The 22658-nt window shown below is 30.5% G+C and carries 22 protein-coding genes; 7 read left to right on the forward strand and 15 right to left on the reverse strand.

Going from position 1 to position 22658, the window contains the following annotated elements; all coding sequences use genetic code 11:
* Positions 1-24: 24 nt before the first annotated feature.
* Both NZ841_00220 and NZ841_00225 read left to right on the forward strand, forming a co-directional pair.
* Positions 25-1212, forward strand: coding sequence for a PLP-dependent aminotransferase family protein (locus NZ841_00220; protein ID MCS7201199.1), 1188 nt, complete (start codon positions 25-27; stop codon positions 1210-1212).
* Positions 1212-2414 carry an NAD(P)/FAD-dependent oxidoreductase gene (locus tag NZ841_00225; GenBank protein ID MCS7201200.1) on the forward strand — a complete coding sequence of 401 codons (1203 nt, stop codon included), beginning with the start codon at positions 1212-1214 and terminating at the stop codon, positions 2412-2414. Before NZ841_00220 ends, NZ841_00225 begins: the two co-directional genes overlap by 1 nt.
* A 45-nt stretch (positions 2415-2459) precedes the next feature.
* Here NZ841_00225 and NZ841_00230 read toward each other — a convergent pair whose 3' ends face one another.
* Positions 2460-5498: an S-layer homology domain-containing protein gene (locus NZ841_00230; protein MCS7201201.1), complete on the reverse strand. Its 3039-nt coding sequence runs from the start codon at positions 5496-5498 to the stop codon at positions 2460-2462.
* Positions 5499-5802: 304 nt separating this feature from the next.
* Between NZ841_00230 and NZ841_00235 the strand changes: the two genes are divergently transcribed.
* Positions 5803-6249 (forward strand): FHA domain-containing protein, encoded by a 447-nt coding sequence (locus NZ841_00235; GenBank protein MCS7201202.1) that lies wholly within the window; start codon positions 5803-5805, stop codon positions 6247-6249.
* Here NZ841_00235 and NZ841_00240 read toward each other — a convergent pair.
* From NZ841_00240 to NZ841_00250, 3 genes are read right to left on the reverse strand one after another with little or no spacing between them, the layout of a single operon-like run.
* Entirely contained in the window at positions 6236-6808 is a 573-nt protein-coding gene (locus NZ841_00240) for a CDP-alcohol phosphatidyltransferase family protein (protein ID MCS7201203.1), read from the reverse strand. The two genes, NZ841_00235 and NZ841_00240, sit on opposite strands and share 14 nt — an antisense overlap.
* Entirely contained in the window at positions 6745-7707 is a 963-nt protein-coding gene (locus NZ841_00245; protein ID MCS7201204.1) for an ROK family protein, read from the reverse strand. The genes NZ841_00240 and NZ841_00245 overlap by 64 nt, the downstream gene beginning before the upstream one ends.
* An 11-nt stretch (positions 7708-7718) precedes the next feature.
* Positions 7719-8306 carry a hypothetical protein gene (locus NZ841_00250; protein MCS7201205.1) on the reverse strand — a complete coding sequence of 196 codons (588 nt, stop codon included), beginning with the start codon at positions 8304-8306 and terminating at the stop codon, positions 7719-7721.
* Positions 8307-8519: 213 nt separating this feature from the next.
* Here NZ841_00250 and NZ841_00255 point away from each other — a divergent pair, with 213 nt between their 5' ends.
* The 3 genes from NZ841_00255 to NZ841_00265 all read left to right on the forward strand — a co-directional run bounded on the left by NZ841_00255 (position 8520) and on the right by NZ841_00265 (position 11213).
* The gene (locus tag NZ841_00255; GenBank protein ID MCS7201206.1) at positions 8520-9692 is read left to right on the forward strand and encodes a glycosyltransferase family 4 protein; all 1173 of its coding nucleotides are present in this window, start codon (positions 8520-8522) and stop codon (positions 9690-9692) included.
* Positions 9693-9721: 29 nt separating this feature from the next.
* Entirely contained in the window at positions 9722-10807 is a 1086-nt protein-coding gene (locus NZ841_00260) for a glycosyltransferase (protein MCS7201207.1), read from the forward strand.
* A gap of 181 nt (positions 10808-10988) precedes the next feature.
* Entirely contained in the window at positions 10989-11213 is a 225-nt protein-coding gene (locus NZ841_00265; protein MCS7201208.1) for a zinc ribbon domain-containing protein, read from the forward strand.
* Positions 11214-11227: 14 nt separating this feature from the next.
* Here the strand turns inward: NZ841_00265 and NZ841_00270 are convergent, their stop codons facing one another.
* Genes NZ841_00270 through surE form a run of 5 tightly spaced genes read right to left on the reverse strand, consistent with a single transcriptional unit; the run spans position 11228 to position 16215 of the window.
* The gene (locus tag NZ841_00270; protein ID MCS7201209.1) at positions 11228-11989 is read right to left on the reverse strand and encodes a methyltransferase domain-containing protein; all 762 of its coding nucleotides are present in this window, start codon (positions 11987-11989) and stop codon (positions 11228-11230) included.
* Positions 11961-13838 (reverse strand): tRNA uridine-5-carboxymethylaminomethyl(34) synthesis enzyme MnmG, encoded by a 1878-nt coding sequence (mnmG, locus tag NZ841_00275; protein MCS7201210.1) that lies wholly within the window; start codon positions 13836-13838, stop codon positions 11961-11963. The genes NZ841_00270 and mnmG overlap by 29 nt, the downstream gene beginning before the upstream one ends.
* The gene (locus NZ841_00280) at positions 13825-14847 is read right to left on the reverse strand and encodes an undecaprenyl/decaprenyl-phosphate alpha-N-acetylglucosaminyl 1-phosphate transferase (protein ID MCS7201211.1); all 1023 of its coding nucleotides are present in this window, start codon (positions 14845-14847) and stop codon (positions 13825-13827) included. Before NZ841_00280 ends, mnmG begins: the two co-directional genes overlap by 14 nt.
* Positions 14847-15446 (reverse strand): response regulator, encoded by a 600-nt coding sequence (locus NZ841_00285; protein MCS7201212.1) that lies wholly within the window; start codon positions 15444-15446, stop codon positions 14847-14849. The genes NZ841_00280 and NZ841_00285 overlap by 1 nt, the downstream gene beginning before the upstream one ends.
* 13 nt (positions 15447-15459) lie before the next feature.
* Positions 15460-16215, reverse strand: a complete 756-nt coding sequence (surE, locus tag NZ841_00290; protein ID MCS7201213.1) for a 5'/3'-nucleotidase SurE — start codon at positions 16213-16215, stop codon at positions 15460-15462.
* Positions 16216-16353: 138 nt separating this feature from the next.
* Between surE and rpsT the strand changes: the two genes are divergently transcribed.
* A complete protein-coding gene (gene rpsT / locus NZ841_00295; protein ID MCS7201214.1) occupies positions 16354-16629 on the forward strand; it encodes a 30S ribosomal protein S20 in 276 nt (91 codons plus the stop codon).
* On the opposite strand, the gene holA is transcribed toward rpsT, so the two are convergent.
* From holA to NZ841_00325, 6 genes are all read right to left on the reverse strand, one after another.
* Complete coding sequence (gene holA, locus NZ841_00300) at positions 16626-17606, reverse strand: DNA polymerase III subunit delta (protein ID MCS7201215.1); 981 nt, start codon at positions 17604-17606, stop codon at positions 16626-16628. The two genes, rpsT and holA, sit on opposite strands and share 4 nt — an antisense overlap.
* Positions 17587-18927, reverse strand: a complete 1341-nt coding sequence (locus tag NZ841_00305; GenBank protein ID MCS7201216.1) for a ComEC/Rec2 family competence protein — start codon at positions 18925-18927, stop codon at positions 17587-17589. The genes holA and NZ841_00305 overlap by 20 nt, the downstream gene beginning before the upstream one ends.
* A complete protein-coding gene (locus NZ841_00310) occupies positions 18928-19476 on the reverse strand; it encodes a helix-hairpin-helix domain-containing protein (GenBank protein MCS7201217.1) in 549 nt (182 codons plus the stop codon). It lies immediately after the preceding gene.
* Positions 19473-20735, reverse strand: coding sequence for a S41 family peptidase (locus tag NZ841_00315; protein ID MCS7201218.1), 1263 nt, complete (start codon positions 20733-20735; stop codon positions 19473-19475). Before NZ841_00315 ends, NZ841_00310 begins: the two co-directional genes overlap by 4 nt.
* A 22-nt stretch (positions 20736-20757) precedes the next feature.
* On the reverse strand, positions 20758-21816 hold the full coding sequence (locus NZ841_00320) for a peptidoglycan DD-metalloendopeptidase family protein (GenBank protein ID MCS7201219.1): 1059 nt from the start codon (positions 21814-21816) through the stop codon (positions 20758-20760).
* Between the two features lie 80 nt (positions 21817-21896).
* A complete protein-coding gene (locus NZ841_00325) occupies positions 21897-22640 on the reverse strand; it encodes a permease-like cell division protein FtsX (GenBank protein ID MCS7201220.1) in 744 nt (247 codons plus the stop codon).
* Between the last annotated feature and the right edge of the window lie 18 nt (positions 22641-22658).

Consider the following 22658-nt stretch of genomic DNA (forward strand, 5'->3'; position numbering starts at 1 on the left):
GAAAAATTTTCGGAGGGATCTTATATGAGAGATTTACTTTCAAAAAGAACAAAAACTCCTTCTTCTGATGCTATGTCCAAATTTGTTCTTGCTCAAGACCCTGAAGTTATTTCCTTTGCTGGCGGTTTACCTGATAATAATTTATTTCCCATTGAGGAAATTAAAATATGTCAAGAGGAAATGCTAGAAAAAGAAGGGAAAATTGTTTTTCAATACTCGTCGAGTATAGGAGATACAAATCTTAGAAGTTGGATAGGAGAGGAATTTTTTATAAAATGGGGAAAAACTGTGCCTATAGAAAATATAATTATAACAGAAGGATCTCAACAAGCTTTAGACCTAATTGGAAAATTATTATTAGATCCTGATGATTATGCATTAATTGAGTCTCCTGGATATTTAGGAACAATTCAAGCCTGGAGAGTCTTTCAATCTACATTAATTGGTATCTCTCAGGATGAGAAGGGAATAAATTTGGAAGAACTAGAAGAAACTATTAAAAAACTACCGACTTCTCCAAAAGTTTTATATGTTGTTCCTGATTTTTCAAACCCTGCTGGAACGTGTCTTCCTTTAGAAAGAAGAAAAAAATTAATAGATCTTGCAGAAAAATATAAATTTTATATTGTGGAAGATTTAGCATATAGTCTTTTAGCCTATGATGAGGATACTTTGCCTCCTTTATTAACTCTGAAGGATAGTGATTATCTAATTACCATAGGAAGCTTTTCAAAAATATTATCTCCTGGGTTGAGGACAGGATTTATTGTTGCACCAAAGGATCTAATTAGACCTTTGCGATTACTAAAAGAAGCATCCGATCTCTGCTGTGGAACATATGCGCAAAAATTAATATACTATTTTTGTAAAAATGGTTTTTTGAAAAGTCATCTGGAAAGATTAAAAACTGCATATAAAGTAAAAAGAGATAAATTAAAAGAAGCTCTCAAAACATATTTTTCAGGAAAGGCAGTCTGGAATAATCCTTCAGGAGGTTTTTTCTTCTTTTTGACATTTCCTGAGAATATGGATTGTTATAATTTGGCAGAAAAAGCATTAGAAAATAAAACCAGTTTTGTTCCAGGAGAGGAATTTTTTGTAAATGGAAAAGGAAAAAATACTGCAAGAATATCTTTCTCACAAACTAATGTGAATGATATTTTTGAAGGAGTCCGACGACTTCTTAAAGCTTGGGAAGAACTACAAGAATAATGCTATGGGATTTGATAATAATTGGTGCAGGACCTATTGGTAATTTTACAGGCTATCTTTCTGCCTCTTTAGGACTAAAAGTTGTCATATTGGAAGAACATAATAAAATTGGAGAACCTCTTCATTGCTTAGGAAAATTAAGTGTTCATGCTTTTAAGGAATTTCTCCTTCCTCAAGATTCTATTCTTTTCCCTTTAAAGGGAGGCTATTTTTATTCCCCTTCAGGAAAAGAGATAAAATTAAAAAAAGAAAAAGAAGATTCGTATATATTAGATAGAGTAAAATTCGATGAAAAATTAGGAGAGATTTCAGAAAAGAAGGGAACAAAAATATTACTTGGATCAAAAGCCTTTGGTATTGAACATTTTAAAGGATATAGCGAAGTATACTATAAAGAAAAGGAAAGAATAAACAAGATAAAGGGAAAAGTAATTGTAGATGCTGAAGGGGCGAAAAGACAATTTTTAAGAAATTTAGGAATTTCAGTGAATCCATTTTTAATTGGTTTTCAATATGAAGTATCTGGAATATCTTTAAAAGATAAAGAATGTGTTGAATTATACTTTGGAGAGAAATATTCAAAGGGATTTTTTTCTTGGATTTCTCCTTTTAAAGATAATTTAGTAAAGATCGGAGTTGCAGTTTATCCGAAAAATAACCCTCAAATTTTTTTAGATAATCTAATATTTAAAATAAAAGAAAGGATAAAGAATTTAAAGATTGAAAAAAGATACTCTGGAATTATCCCTTTATATGGACCTTATGAAATGTATATTCCTCCAAACATAATTGTAGTAGGAGATGCAGGAGGATTTAATAAATCTACCACAGGTGGAGGAATATACTTTGGACTCAAGGGAGCCAAGATAGCAGTAAATCAGATTTACAGATATCTTGAGACAGGAAATTTAAATTTTTTAAAAAACTATCCCAGACTAATAAAAAAATCTTTTGGAAAAGAACTATTTTTCACTGGATTTATAAGAAGATTTTTAAATAAACTTTCTGATAAAGATCTAGAAGAAATATGGGATATTATTTTAAAAAATCCCGACGTGATCAAAAAGTTAGAAGAAAAAGGAGATACTGCCTATCAATCCTCAATTCTTTCTGCTATTCCTTCAATAATTTCAAATCCTAAAAACTTAAAATCAATTAAATTTATTCCTTTTTTATTCAGAGCATTGCTTGAAAACATATAAAAAAAGGGGCCCCCACGTGGGAGCCCCTTTTTATGATTGCTTAGATTAGAAGCTCACTGAAGTTGTTACACTAGCAGATAGATCTTTTAATGGATCAGTTGTTAATGTTCCTAATGCCTTCTTAAGTACTGTAAAGTTTACATTAACCTTAGGAGCAAGCTCTAGATCCGCGGAGATTTTTCCTGCAGCAGTAGTAGTACCTTCATAATGTGTAGTTACAAAGGCTGATAGTTTAAGATTTGGTGCAAGTTTATAACTTCCCTCTACTGTTAACTTTGTAGTATTAAGATCAGCAATCTTTGTCAGATCTGGCATATCTGCCACAACTTTGAAGGAGTAAGGATCCATTACTGCAGAAACCTCTACATATCCTGCATATTTATTTGTTTTTAGATCAGCAGAGAGCCATGTCTTATATGCAAAGGGAGCAATAGTTCCCTCTACTGTTCCCTTTACTGTTACGCCAGGTGTAGCTGTTACATCAGAGACTGTAACCTCTCCCGTTACTTTTGCCTGAGGAGTCACTGGATAGCTTGCAGATGCATAAAGTTCTAATTTATTATCTTTATATGTCGCTTTTAAGGTGGAGCTTAGTCCTTTTGCAAGTATATCTTCGAGAGATGTTCCAGCTAACAAATTAAATATTGCATTGTCATACATAATTTCACCGAAAAGTTTAATTCCCTTTGCAATAGAAGTATCAACATCTATACCAAGAGGCCCAGTTATAAATAGAGCAGTGGTTAAGGTAGTATGAGTTGATAAAGTACCAAATATATTGAAGTTTATATTACCTACACTCCCATAAACTTTACCTACAATAAGATCTGTATATGTTCCATCAAAACTTCCATCAACTCCAAGACTTGCTTTTATTCCTTTAAATGGTAATTCTGCAGATGCTACTAATTTTGCAGTTTTTGCTCCTACAAGCCCATTGACATCTACTGCGAAATTGCTACTTGCAGTATGATCATAGACAAGAGAAACATTCTTTATTCCAAATACTGCTTCTGATACACTAACATCTAATTTATTAAGTTTAGGATCTATTTTCGAAGTTATACCCTTGAGAGATATACTTGTAGATATTTTTACGCCATCTACAGGTACAAATGTTAAATTCAGAGTTGTAGAATCATCAACAACAATATTTTTTGCTTCTCCAAATTCCTTCTTTGCAGTAACAGAAGTAGATCCACTTACTGTAAATTTAGCAATAGATTTCTCAATTCCTGCTACCTTTTCCTGAACACTAGATATTGATTCTTCAAGAGAAGAAACTTTTTCTCCCAAGCTTGTAAGACTTATTGCTAAATCATCAACGAGAGTATAAAGGTTTTCAGTTCCAACGTCTATTTTTTCTATTGTTGCTAATAATTTATCTACTTCTATAATCACTTCTAATACTTCTGGTTTCAATCCTGATTCAATAAGAGATACTCTATCAGCCAATTCTGCTACTTGATTTTGCAAACCTGCTATATCATCTTTTATTGTAGGTAATTCTTCAACAAGAATGGCATCTACATCAGCTCTTAAAGCCTCAAGAGTATCACTATGTTCCTCAACTAAGAGTCTTAATTCTTCTACATTTGGAATTTCTATCTCTGCTAATTTTTCCTCTAATAGCGCAATTACTTCGTCCATTGTAGGTCTATCAGTGAGAAGAATTTCTACATCAGATACTCTAACTTCAAGATCTTCTACCATAGCTGATAAATTATCAACAGTTTCAGTTAATCCCTCAAGAGCATCTACTCTTTCAGAGAGAGAAATAAGATTAGATGATAGATCATCAGTTACTACTAATAAATCAGAAAGTCCACTTTCTAAATCTGATATAAGTGCCTCAACATTATCTAATCTTTCAACAACACCTGATATTTTTTCCTCTACTTCATATAAGCTTGCTTTCTCAGTTAATGCTACCTCTACATCTACTAATCTACGGTCAATATCTCCTACTAATCCCTCTAAATCACTTACCCTACCAATTAGCTCTTCCATTACTTCTCTTGTTATTTTTTCAATTAGTTCCTCAAGTTTTACCTCCACTACCGCTCTGATCTGTTCTTCAGTCACTTCTATCTTTTCAATCTCTGCAATTTGAGTAGCAAGATCTGCAATTTGCAATTCTAAATCTTTAACTGAGCCCTCAAGAGCATCTATTCTCTCAGAAAGAGAGATTAAGTTAGATGATAGATCATCAGTTACTGCCATTAAGTCAGAAATTCCATTTTCTAAAGTTCCAATACGTATATCTAAATCTGATACAACTGCCTCAACATTATCTAATCTTTCAACAATACTTACTAATTTGTCTTCTATTAATGCCTCTACTTCTTCTAAACTTACCTTCTCCGTTAATGCTACCTCTATCTCAGATAACCTGCTATCTAAGTCTCCTACTAACCCTTCTAAATCACTTAATCTTCCCTCTAATTCACTTATGTCAGGTATCTCTATCTCTGCTATCTTCTCTGATATTAATGCCTCTACTTCTTCTAAACTTACCTTCTCCGTTAATGCTACCTCTACCTCAGATAACCTGCTATCTAAGTCTCCTACTAACCCTTCTAAATCACTTAATCTTCCCTCTAATTCATCTAATCTTGATACTACATCTCCTAAACTTTCATCAACTATAGTTTTTACATCTTCTAAAGAAGCTTTTCCTTCCAACGCAGACTCTACATCAGCCACTCTTCCTGATAATTCATCTAATACTGCCATTAAATCATCTACCTTACTGCCTAAGAGAGTTAATTCTTCGCTAAGCTCCTTCACTAAGGTTTTTAGTTCTGCAATATCTTTTGCTGGAATAGCAAGCTCTGCAAGTTTGAATTGTTGAATTAATTTATAAAGCAGAACCGCTATTTGGTATCTTGTAACATACATGTCACCACCAAAAGTATCAGGTTTTATTCCTGCAATTATTCCTATCTCTGAGAGGTATTTTACTGCTTCTGCTGCCCAATGAGTGGGAGGAACATCTTTAAATCTAGTCTTTACTTGAGCAAAAGTCAACGAAGATAAACCTAAACATAAAATTAAAGTAAATATCAAAAATTTTCGACTCATGCTACCCTCCTTAACAAATAATTTTTAGAGAGAGTTTCCATTACCCAGATAAGGTAATGAACTTCCTCTCTAAATTACAGAGGGGAAAAAGTACATTGATAATTTTTAAAAAATTCCTTTCTTTAATCACCTCCTTTTGTATAATTGTTGACTTTATTTTATCACTAAAATTACAATTGTGTCAAATTTTAAATTCTTTATCTTTATATTTTAAAATAACCTTTTAGAAAAGCCTCCTCTGCTGTTTGACTTTCATGAAACCTTTCGTATAATAAATTAATATATAACTATGGAGGTATCAATCATGGGAAATATATTATTGGGAATTCTAATTTTATTAATAGCGGTTGATCTAATATTAAGACTAAAAAAAATAGAGAAACCTAAAATGCAAAAATTTAAAGACCTTAAAGAATTTAAATCAAATACTATTATGTTAGACTCAGCTGTTGCACCAATTTATTGGGCATATTTAATAATAAAACATGGCTTAGAAAGAGGAAAAGACTTTAAGATTCAAAAAGAAGAAACTAAAATTGGAAGAGATGAAGGAAATGACATAATTTTTTCTCATCCCACAGTTTCAAGGTTTCATGCAAAAATTATAAGAGAGGGAGAAAACTATTACATAGAAGATTTGAATAGCGCTAATGGAACATTTGTAAATGGTATAAAAATCCAAAGAGAGTTATTACATGATAACGACATTTTACAATTTGGAGATATAGTCTGTATATTCAAGAAGATTTAAGTTTTTTAGTATATATTAAAAGATAATCGAAACCCGCTATCAAAGATAAAAAAAGACCTATAATAAAGATAATTTCTGCAAAGGAAAGTTTAATTAAAATCATAATAACAGAGATAGAAGTAAAAACTGTTGCGAGTTTACCGAAAATTCGTGACGATATAATCTCTATCTTTTTTGAAAGAAAATAGAGACCTATTAGTATCATTAAACTTTCTTTTATAAAAAAAACTATTACTAAAAAAAAGGGAAGATAACCGTTTAAACCAAAATATAGAAGGCTCGTTATAATAATAATTTTGTCAGAAACAGGGTCTAAAATTTTTCCTAAATTACTAACTTGATTCAATTTACGCGCTAAGTATCCATCTAATATATCACTTAAAGCTGATAAAAGAAAAAGAATTAAAGCTAAGAAAAAATTTTTATCAAGTAAAGAAAAAATGTAAAAAGGAATTACAATAAACCTTAAAATTGTTATTAAATTTGGAATAGAAATTACTTGTGTAATATCATTAAGCCAGCACCTATTCCACCCGCATCTTCTCCTAATTCCGCCCATGCAAAACTCACTCTCTCTTTCACATAATTTAAGGCTCTTTTATAAAATTCCTCTCTCATAGGCTTTGCAATATATTCTCTTACATTAGCAACTCCACCGCCTATAACTATTCTTTCAGGATCTATAATGTGAACATAGTTAGCTAATGCAATACCTAAATAATATCCAGCATAATTGAAAATATGCAGAGCTAAATCATCTTTCCTTTCCGCAGCTTCCAAAATGGTTTTAACAGAAACTTTATTTAAATCCCCATCACAAAGTTTCCAAATAATACTCTCTGAATGTTGAGGTAATAAATTTCTTGCATATCTCTCTATAGCGCTTCCAGAAGCAATAGCTTCTATACAACCCCTATTACCACAACCACATAAAGGTCCATCAGGAAGAACTGTTGTATGTCCAAATTCTCCGGCGATACCGTGAGCTCCTCTCCAAATTTTACCATCAAGAATAATTCCTGAACCAATACCCGTTCCAATTGCTATTGATAGCATAGTTCTTGTTCCTTTTCCAGCTCCAACAAGCCATTCTGCCCAAGCTATTAAATTTACATCATTTTCTATTTCTATGGGAAGATCAAAAAAGATAGAAAGTGCTTCCCCAATAGGAACTTCTTGTTTCCATTCTTCACCTAAATTAGGAGCATAAATTGCTACTGATCTTTCTCTATCAACAATACCTGGAAATCCAATCCCAATACCTTCAATATCTCCTAAACCTAATTTTGCTTCCTCAAGGACTTTTATAATCATTTCTTTTATTTTCTTAATAACTTGATCTTTACCCTTTTCTACCTCAGTTGGTCTCTTATCTCTTGCTAAAATATTTCCCTTTTCATCTACTAATAAGACATTTATCTTTGTTCCACCAAGATCCACACCTATTGCTCTAGGCATCATCAACCTCCCTATCTGCTAATAATGAATTCGAAAGTCAAACTTCTCATAGATTCTTCAAGATAAATATCAGGTATAATAAATCTACCTGGAAGTCTATATGAAGGAATATAGAAAAGAAGAATGCCACTTACAGTAGCACCAGGAAAAATTCTTCCATCCTTAAATTTCATAAGATCAAACTTTTCTATTAATTTTACAAGCTCCTTTTCCTTCCTTTCATCTCCAAATTCAACGAAAAGAGAAAATTCAGGAGGTTTTTGAGAAGAGAAAAGAAACTCTAATGAGAACCGAGGATAGGGTTCTATTCTCTGATATGTTATTTCTCTTAGAGGTGAATATTGTCTATTTAATGAATCAATAATTACTGATTTAATTAAAGGATAGGCCCATATAGCTTCTTTCCTTAAATTGGTAATTTCTAAATTAATTACTAGAATATCTTTAGATAAAGTAGTCCACTCATAAGGATCAAGAAGAGAAAGTCTTATTTCTACTCCCTCAATATTAATAACTTGAGGCTTTATAGCCAGAGGTTTAACACAACCAGCGACTATAGTTATTACTGCTAAAAAAAATAAAAATACTAATTTTTTCATTTTTTATCCTCCCTTCTTTGTTTCATTTTACAATAAAGATTATTTAAAAGCAATTATCTATACTTAGCTCTCTTGACTTGACAAGTTACTTGATTATTTTATATATATTTTAATTAGATATACTGAGGGGTACACTTATTTCCTCCAAAAACTATAAGGGCTCTTATATTCTTTATAAAAACATACTCTAAATTCCATAGGAGGTGAAAAGAAATGAAAAAATTAGGGACCGTAGCTTTTTTGAGTACTTATCCTCCTCAAGAATGTGGTATTGCAACTTTCACTTATGATTTAGTAAATGCTATAGATAAATATTTTCCATATATTAATACCCAAGTTATAGTGATAGAAGAAAACGACAAAGAGTATAAATTTAATAATAAAGTGGTCTTTAAAATTAAAGAATACAATCCAAGTGATTATATTCTTAGTGCTCGATATATAAATAAAAGTAATATTGATATGGTTAACATTCAACACGAGTTTGGAATATTTGGGGGAAAAGATGGAGAGTATTTAAATCTTTTTCTAGATGTTATTAAAAAACCCGTTATTACAACTTTACATACTGTTCTTACTCAACCTCGTGAAGAACAAAAAAGGATAATTCAAAAGATTGCTCAAAGAAGTGAAAAATTAATAGTTTTAAGTAATACTGCAATTCAAATACTTAATGATGTCTACTCTATACCCAAAGAGAAAATTACAGTTATTCATCATGGAGTGCCGATATATAATTCTTTATCTAAAGAGGAAGCAAAACAAAAGTTTGGTCTTTCAGATAAATTAGTTATTTCCACTTTTGGACTAATAAATCCAGGAAAGGGTATAGAGTATGCTATTGAAGCAATATCTTTTCTTGTTGAAAAATATCCCAATATAGTCTATCTAATTCTTGGGGAAACTCATCCTAAAGTAAAGAAAATATACGGCGAAGACTATAGAGAAAAACTGATAGCCAAAGTAAAAGAGCTTAATCTAGAAAATAATGTTATATTCGTAAATAAGTATTTGACTAAAGAAGAACTAATAGAGTATTTAATAGCAACAGATATTTATATTACTCCATATTTAAATAAAGAACAAATTTGTAGTGGAACTCTTGCTTATGCAATTGGCTTTGGAAAAGCTATAATATCTACACCATATCTTTATGCAGAAGAAATGCTAAGTAATAACAGAGGAATCTTAGTTGATTTTAGAAATGCTAAAGCAATTTCTGAAGCTATAGATAGAATTCTAAAAAATCCAGAGTTTATGAAAACTCTAGAGAAAAAAGCATTGGAATTTGGAAAACAAATGAAGTGGCCCTATGTGGCTTTAAAATATGTATTTTTATTTAAATCCATAATAAATTTCCCAAAAAGAGTCGAAGTTTTATATTAACACTTTGGAAAGGAGGTGTAGGATACCCTATGATAAAACTTCCAGGATATCCTACCCTTACCCTTTCCCATTTAAGAAGACTTACTGATGATACGGGAATAATACAACATTCCAAATATTCTGTACCTGACAGAAAAACTGGCTATACAACTGATGATAATGCAAGAGCCTTAATAGTAGTAGTAAAATATTATGAGATAACTAAAGATAAGAATATTTTGGAGTTTATTATTAAATATTTAAGCTTCATACAACATGCCCAGAAAGAAGACGGATATTTCCATAATTTCATGAATTACAATCGAGAATTCATAGATGAAATTGGATCAGAAGATTGCTTTGGGAGATGTCTTTGGGCTTTAGGTTATATGATAGGACACATAGATATTTTCAACTTACACTTAGCAGGAAGAGAAATATTTGAAAAGGCATTAAGAAATATAAAAAATCTAAATTCTCCAAGAGCAAAAGGATACAGTATCCTTGGCCTTTATCATTTTCTTGAAAAATATAAGAAAAAAGAGATTTTAGATTATATAAATGAACTCTCAGAATCTCTTGTAAATCAATATAAGCACAATAAAGAAGAAAAATGGGAATGGTTTGAGGAGTATCTTACCTATGGAAATGCTATCATTCCTATGGCTTTATTTTATGCTTATGATTTAACAAAAAATTTAGAATTCTTAAGAATTGCAAAAGAAAGTACAGAATTTTTAATAAGAAATTTAATTAAAGAAGATTATTTAGATGTAGTAGGAAATAAAGGATGGTACTATAAAAACGGTATAAAAAGCGAATATGATCACCAACCTATTGAAGCAGGATATATGACTCTTCTATTTTTATCAGCTTATAATACTACTTTAGAGAGAAGATATTTAGACTTTGCTTGGCTTTCCTTTGATTGGTTCTTTGGAAAAAACAAAAATAGTAAAGTTTTATATGATGAAGAAACAGGAGGATGCTTTGATGGTCTTACTCCTGAAGGTGTTAACCTTAACCAAGGAGCAGAATCTTTATTGGTTTTTCTTTTAGCTTACTTATCCTTATATCAATATTTTGAGAAAATTAGACATGAAAGGGATTTATGTATTATTAATGCTCTTAAGTAAAGATGAAAAGTTTAAAGTTTGAATTAATTGGAGATATTGATTTTCTCTTAAGTTCTGAAAGTATAGAAACTCTATTTAGAAAAACTAAATAATGTAACTATCTTATAATTCTTGACAAAACTTTTTCTGATTATTAAAAATTAATTTTAGTCGTAGAAAAAAATAAGGAGGTGACGCTGGAATGCCAATCTATGAATTTATCTGCATTAATTGCAATGAAAGATATGAAATAATGACTACCTTAGGAGATGAACCTCCAAAGGTATGTCTAAAGTGCGGAGGAACCTTAAAAAAAATGTTTTATCCAGTAGGAATTGTATTTAAAGGTTCAGGATTCTACACAACCGATTATAAAAAGAAATCGGAAAAAACTGATAGTGAAAATAAAGATACGGGGGAGAAATAAAAAATCTCCCCTTTTTATTCTCTTTTCATACATAATACGATTAATCGATGAGAAGCTAAACTATACTTATGACCCTCATAATCACCAATAAATCTTAAAACTTTAAACCCTTCTTCTTCTAATAAATTACTTAATTCACTAGCAGTATAAAGGTAAATCTTTCTAAAAAATTCCCTCACTTCTCCAGACTCCCTATTATATACAATCCTTCGGGATATATAATATCCACTTTCAGGCTCAAATTTATGCTCTGAAAGGAGTACAAACTTATCCATTATATTCCAAGAATATGGAATAAAATGTCTTAATAATGCTTCTCTATTTTCAATATCTATGAATAATTTTCCTTGAGGTTTTAATATCTTATATATCTCTCTTAAAGTTATTTTATCTTCTCTATACGAATGTAAACCAAAACTTGTATATAAAGATAAGACTACATCAAATGAATAAGTTAATTGATTTAAATCTTTATATTCTATGGGATAAAATTCCAAATTTATAAGATTTTCCTCTCTTGCAGTTTTTTTAGCAATTTCTAAAAGCTCTAAAGATCTATCTACGCCAATAACCTTATAACCTCTCTTTGCCATCTCTATACTATGCCTTCCAAAACCACATCCTAAATCTAAAATCAACATGTTCTTTTTTAAAGGAATCACTACTTCTAAAAAATCTACTTCTTTTCTTGTTCTTTCTGGTGTTAAATGACGAGCTAAAAACTCATAATAAGATCTACTAAAATATTCATCTCGCCAATCTCTGTTTTTCTCCATATTTTTGTTTTAAATAGTATAAAAGAATTGTTAAGTCACCTATGTTAACCCCTGGAATCCTCTGCGCTTGCCCAAAGGTTTGAGGTCTTATTTTTAGCAATTTATCTCTACCTTCGCGAGAGAGATGAGGAATATTTTCATAATCAAAATCTTCTGGAATTTTTAAGTCTTCATATTCTTTAAATTCTGCTATTTTTGACAATTCTCTTTGAATATATCCCTCATACTTTATTTCAATCTCTACTACTTCTTTCCAATCTTTTCTTAACTCTCCACCTAAATTCAGCTTATCAAGATCTTCATAAGTAATCTCAGGTCTTTTTAAAAGATTATTTAAAGAAATAGGGGTCACTAAAGGGTTTGTTCCTTTCTCTTCTAAAAGTTTATTTAATTCTTGAGTTGGAGAAACAATTGTCTTAACTAATCTCTTCTTTTCGGAGGCTATAGCTTCCATCTTCTCTTGAAACATTTTCCATTGATCTTCGCCAATTAATCCCAATTTATATGCCTTTGGAGTTAATCTCTGATCCGCATTATCACACCTCAAAATTAACCTATATTCCGCGCGAGAAGTTAGAATTCTATAAGGTTCATCTACTCCTTTAATAACTAAATCATCAATCAGTACTCCAATATATCCTTCGTCTCTTCTTATTATTAGAGGTTCTTTTCCTAGAAGACTTAATGCAGCATTAGCCCCTGCAATAATTCCCTGTGCAGCAGCTTCTTCGTACCCAGTAGTTCCATTAATCTGTCCTGCAAAATAAAGTCCCTTTATCTTTTTTGTTTCTAAAGTTAACTTCAACTGATGAGGATATACAAAATCATAAGCGATAGCATATCCTGGACGTATTAACTCCACCTCTTCCATACCTGGAATAGTTCTCAGAATTTTCAATTGAATTTCTTCAGGAAGACTTGTATATATTCCTTGAACATAAAGCTCAATAGACTCTTTACCTTCGGGCTCTAAAAAAACCTGGTGGGTTTCATGATTAGGAAACCATATATATTTTTCTTCAATAGAAGGACAATACCTTGGTCCCTTTTTAACCATTCCACCAATTCTTGATGCAGTTAAATGAATATTTGCCAAAACAACGTCTCTTGTTTTTAGTGTAGTTCTTGTAAGATAAGATGGAATTTGTTCTCTATATTCAGGTTTTTCCCAAAAAGAGAAAGAAGGTAAAGATTCGTCCCCAGGTTGTGGAATAAGTCTATCAAAATCTACAGTTCTTTTGTCTACCCGGGGTGTAGTTCCTGTATTAAATCTTCCTAATTCTAATCCTAATCTTCTTAAAGCATCCGAGAGTCCAAAGGAAGGAAATTCTCCCATTCTTCCTGCAGGTTTTGACCACGTACTAATATGAATCACACCGTTCAGAAAAGTTCCCGGAGAAATGACTATTCTTTCCCCATAGATCTCTTTTCCTGTAGATAATATTACTCCTTTTACCTCGTTATTTTCTACAATAATCTCTGTAACTTCTCCTTGATAAATCTTTAAATTACTCTGTTGTTCCAAAAAATGCCTCATTAGTCTTGGATATTGCCATTTATCTACCTGAGCCCTTAAGGCTCTTACTGCGGGCCCCTTTGATGTATTTAACCACTTAACTTGAAGCATACTTTTATTTGTTATTCGTCCAATAGCTCCTCCTAAGGCGTCTATTTCCAGTATAAGTTGTCCCTTTCCTGGACCTCCCATAGCAGGATTACATGGGAGCCAGGCAAGAGTATCATAATTCATAGTTATAAGTAAAGTCTTCACTCCTAAGCGAGAAGACGCATATGCTGCCTCACAACCAGCATGTCCTCCACCGACTACAATTACATCATATCTTTCCATTTCTACCTACCATTAGAATTCCTAATTTTACCAATATAAATATAATTAAACCTAAAGTACCTGTAAGAATAAGTAATGCTATCTCTTTATTATAATACAAAAGAGATAAAATAATAGCAATTAAACTCATAGATATAGTTATAAGATAAATAAAACCAATACTTTGTCTTGTATCCATACCTATTTTTAAAAATCTATGATGAATATGATCTTTGTCAAATTTCCAAGGAGGTCTTCCCTCGATTATTCTTCTAATTATTGAAAAAATCGTATCTAAGATAGGAAATCCTAAAATCATGATAGGAACGAATAAGTTTATTAATGTACTAAACTTTAACACTCCAGTTATAGATATAGCAGACAGCAAGAAGCCTAAGAACATAGCTCCTGAATCTCCCATAATTATAGATGCAGGAGGAAAGTTAAAAAATAAAAATCCCAATACTCCTCCTAGCATTGTAGAAAGAAAAATTGCAGTTTCCATTCTTTTTAATAAAAGAGCGATAATTAGAAGAGAGAAAGAAGCTATAGCGGAAACACCTGCTGCAAGCCCATCTAATCCATCAATAAAATTCATAGCATTAGTTATGCCCAAAAGCCACAAAAAAGAAAAAACATATGCTAACCATCCCGAAATAGTTATATCTGTATATGGAATCTTAAAGGATTCTAGTCTTATACCTATAAAAACTGAAACTAGTATTGCTAAAAAAGTTAACCAAAATTTAGGCGCAGGTTTTAACTCAACAAAGTCATCTATTAATCCAATAATAAAGATCAGACTTCCTCCTAAAAGAACTTTTTCAATAATTATGGTTTTATTAAATATAAGATTCACTAGTAGAATTGATAAATAAAAAGCTACACCACCTATTCTAGGAATAGGTTTATCATGAACTTTCCTCTCATTTGGATAATCTAAAACTCTGAGCTTAAAAGCTATATTTCTAATAATAGGGGTTAAGATTATCGAAATTATAAAAGAAATAAAGAAAGTTATATATAACATCATTGTTTCTCCTTTTTATCCTTTAATTCATATGCTAATATAATCGCCTGTGCAATTTCCTTCATAGGCTTTCTCTTATCCATACTAGCCTTTTGAATTAACCTAAAAGCCTCATGTTCTTTCAATCCTTCAAAATCCATAAGAAGACCCTTCGCTCTATCTACCAATTTCCTTGTTTCTAAAGCATCTTTCAAATCTTTCACTTCCTCTTTTAACTGTATAAATTCTTTAAATCTTGCTATAGCTATCTCAATAGCAGGAAATAAATCTGTTTCTTTAAAGGGTTTTACAAGATATGCTACGATACCTACTTCTTTTGCTTTCTCTACCAATTCTTTATCAGAATAAGCAGTTAAAAAAATAACAGGAGCAATTTCTTCTTCTGTTAGAATCTTAGCAGCCTCTATACCATCCATTCCAGGCATTCTAATATCCATTATAACTACGTCAGGTTTTTCTCTTCTTGCAATACTTACAGCAGACCGTCCATCAGAAGCTTCTCCTATCACTTGATATCCCTGACTTTCTAAAAGTTCTCTTAAGTCCATTCTTACAATAGGCTCATCCTCTGCAATTAAGACTTTTACTGATTTTTTCATTTTTAAATCCCCCTTACTTTATTTTAAAGTTTTCCTTCAGATTATTTAATATAGAATAATCAGTCATATCCCATCTAAGAGGAGTAATAGAGATTTTTCCATTTTTAATTGCTTCTATATCTGAGCCCTTCCCATTATTTTCTCTTAATTCCCCATAAATCCAATAATATTCTCTTAACCATGGATCTAATCTTTTTTCCACTCTATTTTTATAATGAAATTTACCTTGATAGGTAAATTCAACCTCTACATTCTCTAAGCTTTCAAGAGGAGGAATATTAATATTAAGAAATACCCCATAAGGAATAAATTTTATAACTAAAGGTATAATCTTTAAAAGAAAATCACAGGCAATTTCAAAATCTTTTTCTCTTCCCTCAGGAGATACAGAAATCGAAATAGCAGGAATACCATTTATAGCAGCCTCTCTCGCCCCAGAAACAGTTCCAGAATAGATGACATTATTTCCCAAGTTGTATCCTTTATTTATTCCAGAAATAACAATAGAAGGAGGATAAGGTAAAAGAGAATAAAGACCTAAAAGAACACAATCCGCAGGAGTTCCATTACTGGACCATATTTTAACACCTTCTTTACTTATGTAAGGATAGACACGTAGGGGTTTATGAAATGTAAGAGCATGACTTCCCCCACTTCTTTCCCTTTCGGGAAGAATACCATATATTTCTCCAAAAGATTTGAATTTATTAATAATAACTTCTAACGATGGAGAATTTATTCCATCGTCATTTGTTATAAAAATAATCATAAATTATCTTCTTGTCTCTCCTTTGCTAAGAAGTATAATATATTATACTATAAACTTATTGCTTTTCTTTCAATTTTAAATATATTATGGTATAATTCCCAAGGTAAATTTTAGAAAAATAAAGAAGGAGAGGGATATATGGCACATACAAAGTCAGCAATTAAAAGAATTAAAATTAACGAGAGAAATAGGATTAGAAACAGATTAAGATTAGGAAGAATTAAGTTTTATACTAAAAAATTTCTCTCGCTTTTAGAGGAAAACAAAATTGAAGAAGCAAAACAGATTCTTCCGCAGGTTATCAGTGTTATTGATAAGGCAGCCCAAAAGGGAACGTTACATAAGAACACTGCTGCGAGAAAAAAATCTCGGCTTATGAAACTTTTGAGAGAAAAGTTAGCAAGTTTAAGTTAAAACTTTTTATTTATTCTTATTAAAAATTTTTCTAATAATATTCTTGGATTTTTACTTGTAGATTTAATTTCCTGATCTAACTGCCGCAGAAGAAAATACAACTCAAAAAGTTCTGCGGCAGTAAAATTTGTTAAATTTTGAAGAGTTTTTTTAATCACAAAAGGGTGCAAATCAAGTTTTTCTCTGATTTCTTCTTCTGAAAAACCCTCTTTTGATAAAGCATAAATTCTTAGAATTTGTCTAATTTGCTTAATAATTATATCTAATATTACCATTGGATGAATACCTTCATTCCATAAAGTATCTAGTCCGCTAAGAAGTAAATATACATCTCTTTTATATAGAGCATCTAAAAAGGTAAAAAATGCTACTTCCTTTGGGGATGAAACTTTCTTAAGATCTTCTAAAGTAACTTCTTTTCTTTCTCCAACAAAAGAAACCACTTTCTCTAGTTCTTTATATAAAAAAGCTAAATTGTCTCCCCACGATATGGTTAAAAAATACTGAGCGTCAGAATCTAATGTAATATTTAATTCCTTAAGCTTTTCATTTAGCCATCTCCTAACACCTTCTGCCCTTAGTTTTGAAAATTCAACAATTCCATTTCCAGGAATAATCTTTTCCAAATAGTTTTTTTTCTTAATCTCTTCTTCCCCATTCGCCATGAAAACAATACAAGTATTCATAGGTTTTTTTAAAAGAGAAATAATCTTATCTTTTTCCTTTGGTTCCTTTAAATTTTGACAATGTCTTATAACTAGTAATTGATTTTCAAAGAGAGGAGGAGCCTCCAGAAAAGGAATAATCTCTTTCCATGTTATATCTTCTCCAAAGAATACATGATAGGAGGCGCTCTTAAATCTATTTCTTAATGACTCTAATGCATCCTCCATAAGAAATTTTTCTTCTCCAATGAATAGATATACTAGTGGAATTTCCTTTTGTTTAATTAATTTTTTAAACTCCCAATAATTCATTTCTTGTATTCTTTAAAATAAAAGGAAAAATAATAAGTATCAAACTTAGTATCAAACTAATTTTATAATTTATAAGTATAAATTGCAAACCAGAGAAAAGTATATTTATAAGAAATTCAATAATGGATATTAGGAAAGAAGTGAATGGAAAAATATTCAAGAGAATTAATAAAAATGAAAGAAAAAGAATCAAATGAAAAATTGGAATAGAAAAAAGATTCCCAATGAGAGATAAAATATGAACTCTTTCAAAAAAATAAATATTAAAAGGCATGAGAAAAATAAATAACCAAAAAGAAGATTTCCATAAGTCTTGATAGTATTTTTTAATTAAGGGAATTTTAAAAGATGGAGTCAATATAAGTCCAAGAGTTGCGAGATAAGATAACTGAAAACTAATATTGAAAATATTTAAAGGTGAAAAAATTAGAGAGATTAAACAAACCATAAAGAAAGAATTAATAATATCTTCTTCTCTTATAAAATTTTTTGCTAAGATACTATAAAAATACATAAATACTGCCCTCAATACAGGAGGTTTATTTCCAACTATAAAAGCATAGAAAAATAAGAATAAACTTATAACAAACCTTAAATTTTTAGAATTAATTAAAAAAACTAAAAAACTCACTAATAATGTAATATGAAGCCCAGAAATTGCTAAAATATGTATTGTTCCAGTATTTATAAAAAGATCCTTTACTTTTTTACTCACAATTCCACTTTCTCCTAAAATAACAGCTCTTAAAAAAGATGAAATTTCAGGTTTACTTAATAATAAAATATTTTTTATATAATTTTTAACCCTAATTCTTAATAACTTAAGAAAAGAAAGTTTTTTCCCTACAACTTTAAAATATTTTGTATTTCCAAACAAAATTATTCCTTCCCCCCAAAACTTGTAAATATTTTCTCTTCCTACTGGAAATACTTTCAATTCCTCTAGATAAATTATATCTCCTATATTTATCTCTCTATTCTTATCAACTGTGAGAAGAATCTTCTCCTTCTCATTAAGAGGTCTAAAGATAACTTCTTTTATCTTTTCCCTTTCTTCTACTTCCTCAACTATTCCCTTAACTTTCTCAAGTTTAAAACCTCTAAAATAACTAAATTCTGGAATAGAAGATTTAGAAAGAAAAAATCCTAAAAAAAGGAAAAATAAAAAAAGAGGTGTAAGAAATAAATATTTTTCTTTGATAAGTATAAGAGAAAAAATAAAAATAGCTAAAAAATAAATTAAATCTCCTCCAATCCTCTGAAGGAAAATCCCACAAATAAAATATATTAAAAAGAAAAAAGATGGTGGAAGTTTATCCAATTACCACTCTATAAGATCTTTTATTTGCTCAATTTTTTTCTTACCAATTCCTCTTACTTTCTCAAGATCTTCTAAACTTTTAAATGGACCATTTTGTTCTCTATACTCAACAATTTTCTTTGCCAGAGATGGACCGATACCTGGCAAATTTTCTAATTCTTTCTCAGAGGCAAAATTAATATTTATCTTGTTATTCGAAAAAACATTTCCTTTTATTGTGGAGGATAATGTGGGAGAGATAAATTTTTCAGGAACTAGTATTTTACTTCCATCTTCTAAATATTCTGCTAAATTTAATCTATCTAAATCAGCAGAAGGAAGTGCTCCTCCTGCTGCTTGAATTCCATCTATAACGCGAGAACCCTCTAATAATTTATATACTCCAGGATTTGCTACCGCTCCAGCTATATGAACTATTATAAAATTCTCAAAAATTGCTCTTTCTTCTTTTTCTTTTTGATTATTTCGAAAAAGACTTCCTAATATTAGAATTAGAACTAAAATTATTGAAAAGAATAGAATATATTTTTTATAATTATCTTCCATCATCCCTTTATTGTAACCTTCTTCCCTTCCTGGAGCTTTTTGTTACTTAAAGCTATTTGAAGTTTTAATACCTCTATAGCCTTATCTAACTGAATATCTCTCTCTTTTCCTACATTTTCAGGTGCCATTTCCACAATATAATCAGGAACTATTCCTTCATTATGTATACTTCTCCCTGAAGGAAGTAAATATCTTTCTGTTGTTATTATTAAAGCAGAACCATCGGACAAGGAAAAAATGCTCTGAACCACACCTTTTCCAAAAGTTTTCTCCCCAACTAATACTCCTTTTTGATAGTCTTTTATAGCTCCAGATAATATTTCTGAAGCACTCGCAGAATATCTATTAACCAGAACTACAAGAGGTTTTTCCCAAATCAAATTACCAGTAGCATATTCTCCCCATCTATTTGCATCTCTATCTTCTCTATAAACTATAACCCCTTTTGATAAGAAGTTGCCTATAATCTTATTATTTTTATCCCTTATAACAGTTTGAACTTGATCTCTATTACTTATAAAGAAACTTGCAATCTCTACAGCGGATCTTAAATCACCACCTGGATTATTTCTTAAATCCAAAATTAAACCCGAAATATTATTTCTTTTCATTTTTTCTATAGAGGCTCTCAACTTTTCTGGAGAATTTTGTGTAAATTCATAAAATCTAATATAACCAATATTATCTTTTAAAATCTTATCTTCAACAACAGGTGCTTCTATTTTTACTCTTACCAATTCAAACTCATAAATTTTCTTTTCTGATTCTCTATATATCTTTATTTTTACTTTTTTACCTAACTCTCCTCTAATCATACTTACAACTTCATCAATAGTCTTCCCTTCAACAGATTGATCATCTACAGCAATAATCTGATCGCCAGGTTTTATTCCAGCTTTATGAGCAGGTGTCCCTTCTATAGGGGTTACTACAAAAATTTTGTCATCTTTTTGCTCCAATCTCATTCCTACCCCATAAAAAGTTCCTTTTATATCTTCACTAAAGGTCTTAAAAGCTTTTGGATCAAGAAATCGAGAATAAGGGTCATTAAGCCCTTTAATCATTCCTTTTATTGCTTCATATTGCAATTTAGTATTATCTATATTTTTCTCAATAAAAGCATTTTTAATATAAAAAAGCACTTCTAAAAAAGTTTTAATATCTTCATATACTATTTCTCTAGCAGCCCAAATTTTAGTTATGATAAATATAGAAATAACTAGAATAGTAAGACTTATAATAATCTTTCCTTTACTCTTCATCAGTTTTCTCCTCCTAAAAATTTTATTTTAACCAAGATAATGGATCTTGGGGAATTCCATCAACTCTCACTTCAAAATGTAAATGAGGTCCAGTACTCAAACCTGTACTTCCTACATATCCTACAATTTGACCTTCACTTACTTGCTCTTCTAATTCTACCACAATTCGAGAAAGATGAGCATATAATGTTGTTACTCCTCCTCCATGATCTAGTATTACTAGTTTACCGTATCCTCCATACCAATCCGCATAAATAACCTTTCCAGGAGCCACTGCCTTTACAGGAACGCCATAATCTGCCAATATATCAATTCCTGTATGCATCATATAAGCTCCACCTAAAAGGGGATGACGTCTTATTCCAAAACCCGATGTTATAGCTCCAATAACAGGCCATGAAAGTTTCCCTTTTTGGGCTTTTTTCAATCTAGAGGCAGAAGCTAGTCTTCTAATCAATGCCTCAATTTCCTTTGATTCTCTTTCTAGAGTTGCAATTGTTTGTTGCTGTAATCTTTTCTGTCTTCTTATCTGCTCAAGATAAACACTCTTTTCTTTCTTTTTTCTTTCTATATAAGCTTTTTTTTCTTCAATCTCTCTTACCAAGATCTCTATTTTTCTTTTTTCTTCTTCCCATTCCTTTCTTTTTTGAGCTAAATCTTTACATTGGTTATCTATTTTATCTAATCTCCTAGCCTCACTTTTAAAAATATTTTTAAGATAATAGGGAATTGCTAACAAATCAAAAGCAATTTTGTTTCCCCAGAAAATCTCCCAATAATTCTCATTATTACTATTTTCTTTAAAAATTTCACTTAAGGCGATTTTATAATTTAGACTTCTATTTTTCAAATTCCTTTCCATAATTTTTAACTGAGTAGATATTACTATAAGATTTGCTTGAGCTTGTCCTAATCTTGCTTCCGCATTAACTAATTCTCTTTCTGTTTTTTCTAATTGCTGATCAATTTTACTTATTTCTCTTGCAATATTTAGTTCTTTAGTCTCTAAAATCTTAACCTGTTCCTTTAATAAAGTTATTTTTTGTTTTTTTTGTTTAAGCTCCTGTTGTTTCTTAGTCAAAAGGTCTGTAGTCTCTCCTACTTTAAATAAAAAAGATATAAACGATAATATAAAAATAAAAAAGATAATTTTTCTCTGAATCATTCTCTCAACCTATACCAGCCAATAAAGGCTGATGAAAAACTCAATATTAAGCTAGAAAGGAAAAAGAATAATCCCCAAAGAACAAAATGTCTTATGTTTATAAAAGAAATATAAGGAAGAATATTCGAAAAATTATCTTTTAAAAAATATAGAATATAATATAAAACAATAAGAGAAGATACAGAGGAAAAGAAAATTGTAAAGAAATTCTCAAGAATCTGAGATACAATAGAAAAATTAGGAAAAGCCACTTGAGAATGAGCCAAAAGCTCAATAATTATGATAACATAAGCAAGACTTCCTATAAGAATAAATATTTTCTTTAGATTATTTGCAATTCTACTTATGTTAAGCCATTGATCTCGAAGCTCTAAAGAATATTTCACCTCCTCGACATTGGGATTAGATATGAGCCAAGAAACCAAGTCTTCCATTTTCTCAAGAGAATACAAACTTATTTCTAATGCTTTTGGCAGATTAGCAGGGGATACCCAAGCAAAAATTTCTTTTTCACCTCCAAGAGATTCCTTCAACCTTTTCCAAGCAGTATTTTGATCTATAAAATTTATATTCATTATAGGAAATTGAATTTTAATATCCCTTTGTATTCTAGATATATTCTCATCAGAAATATTTGACGGAAAAAAAGCATACACTTTAATTCTATCCTGCCATATGGACAGAGAACCATTAAGAGATGTTATAAAAAAAATTAAAATAAGAAAAATTAAAAAAAACACAAAAAGACCTATAAACAT

It is taken from the genome of Dictyoglomus sp., from assembly GCA_025060475.1.
Lineage (GTDB): Bacteria > Dictyoglomota > Dictyoglomia > Dictyoglomales > Dictyoglomaceae > NZ13-RE01.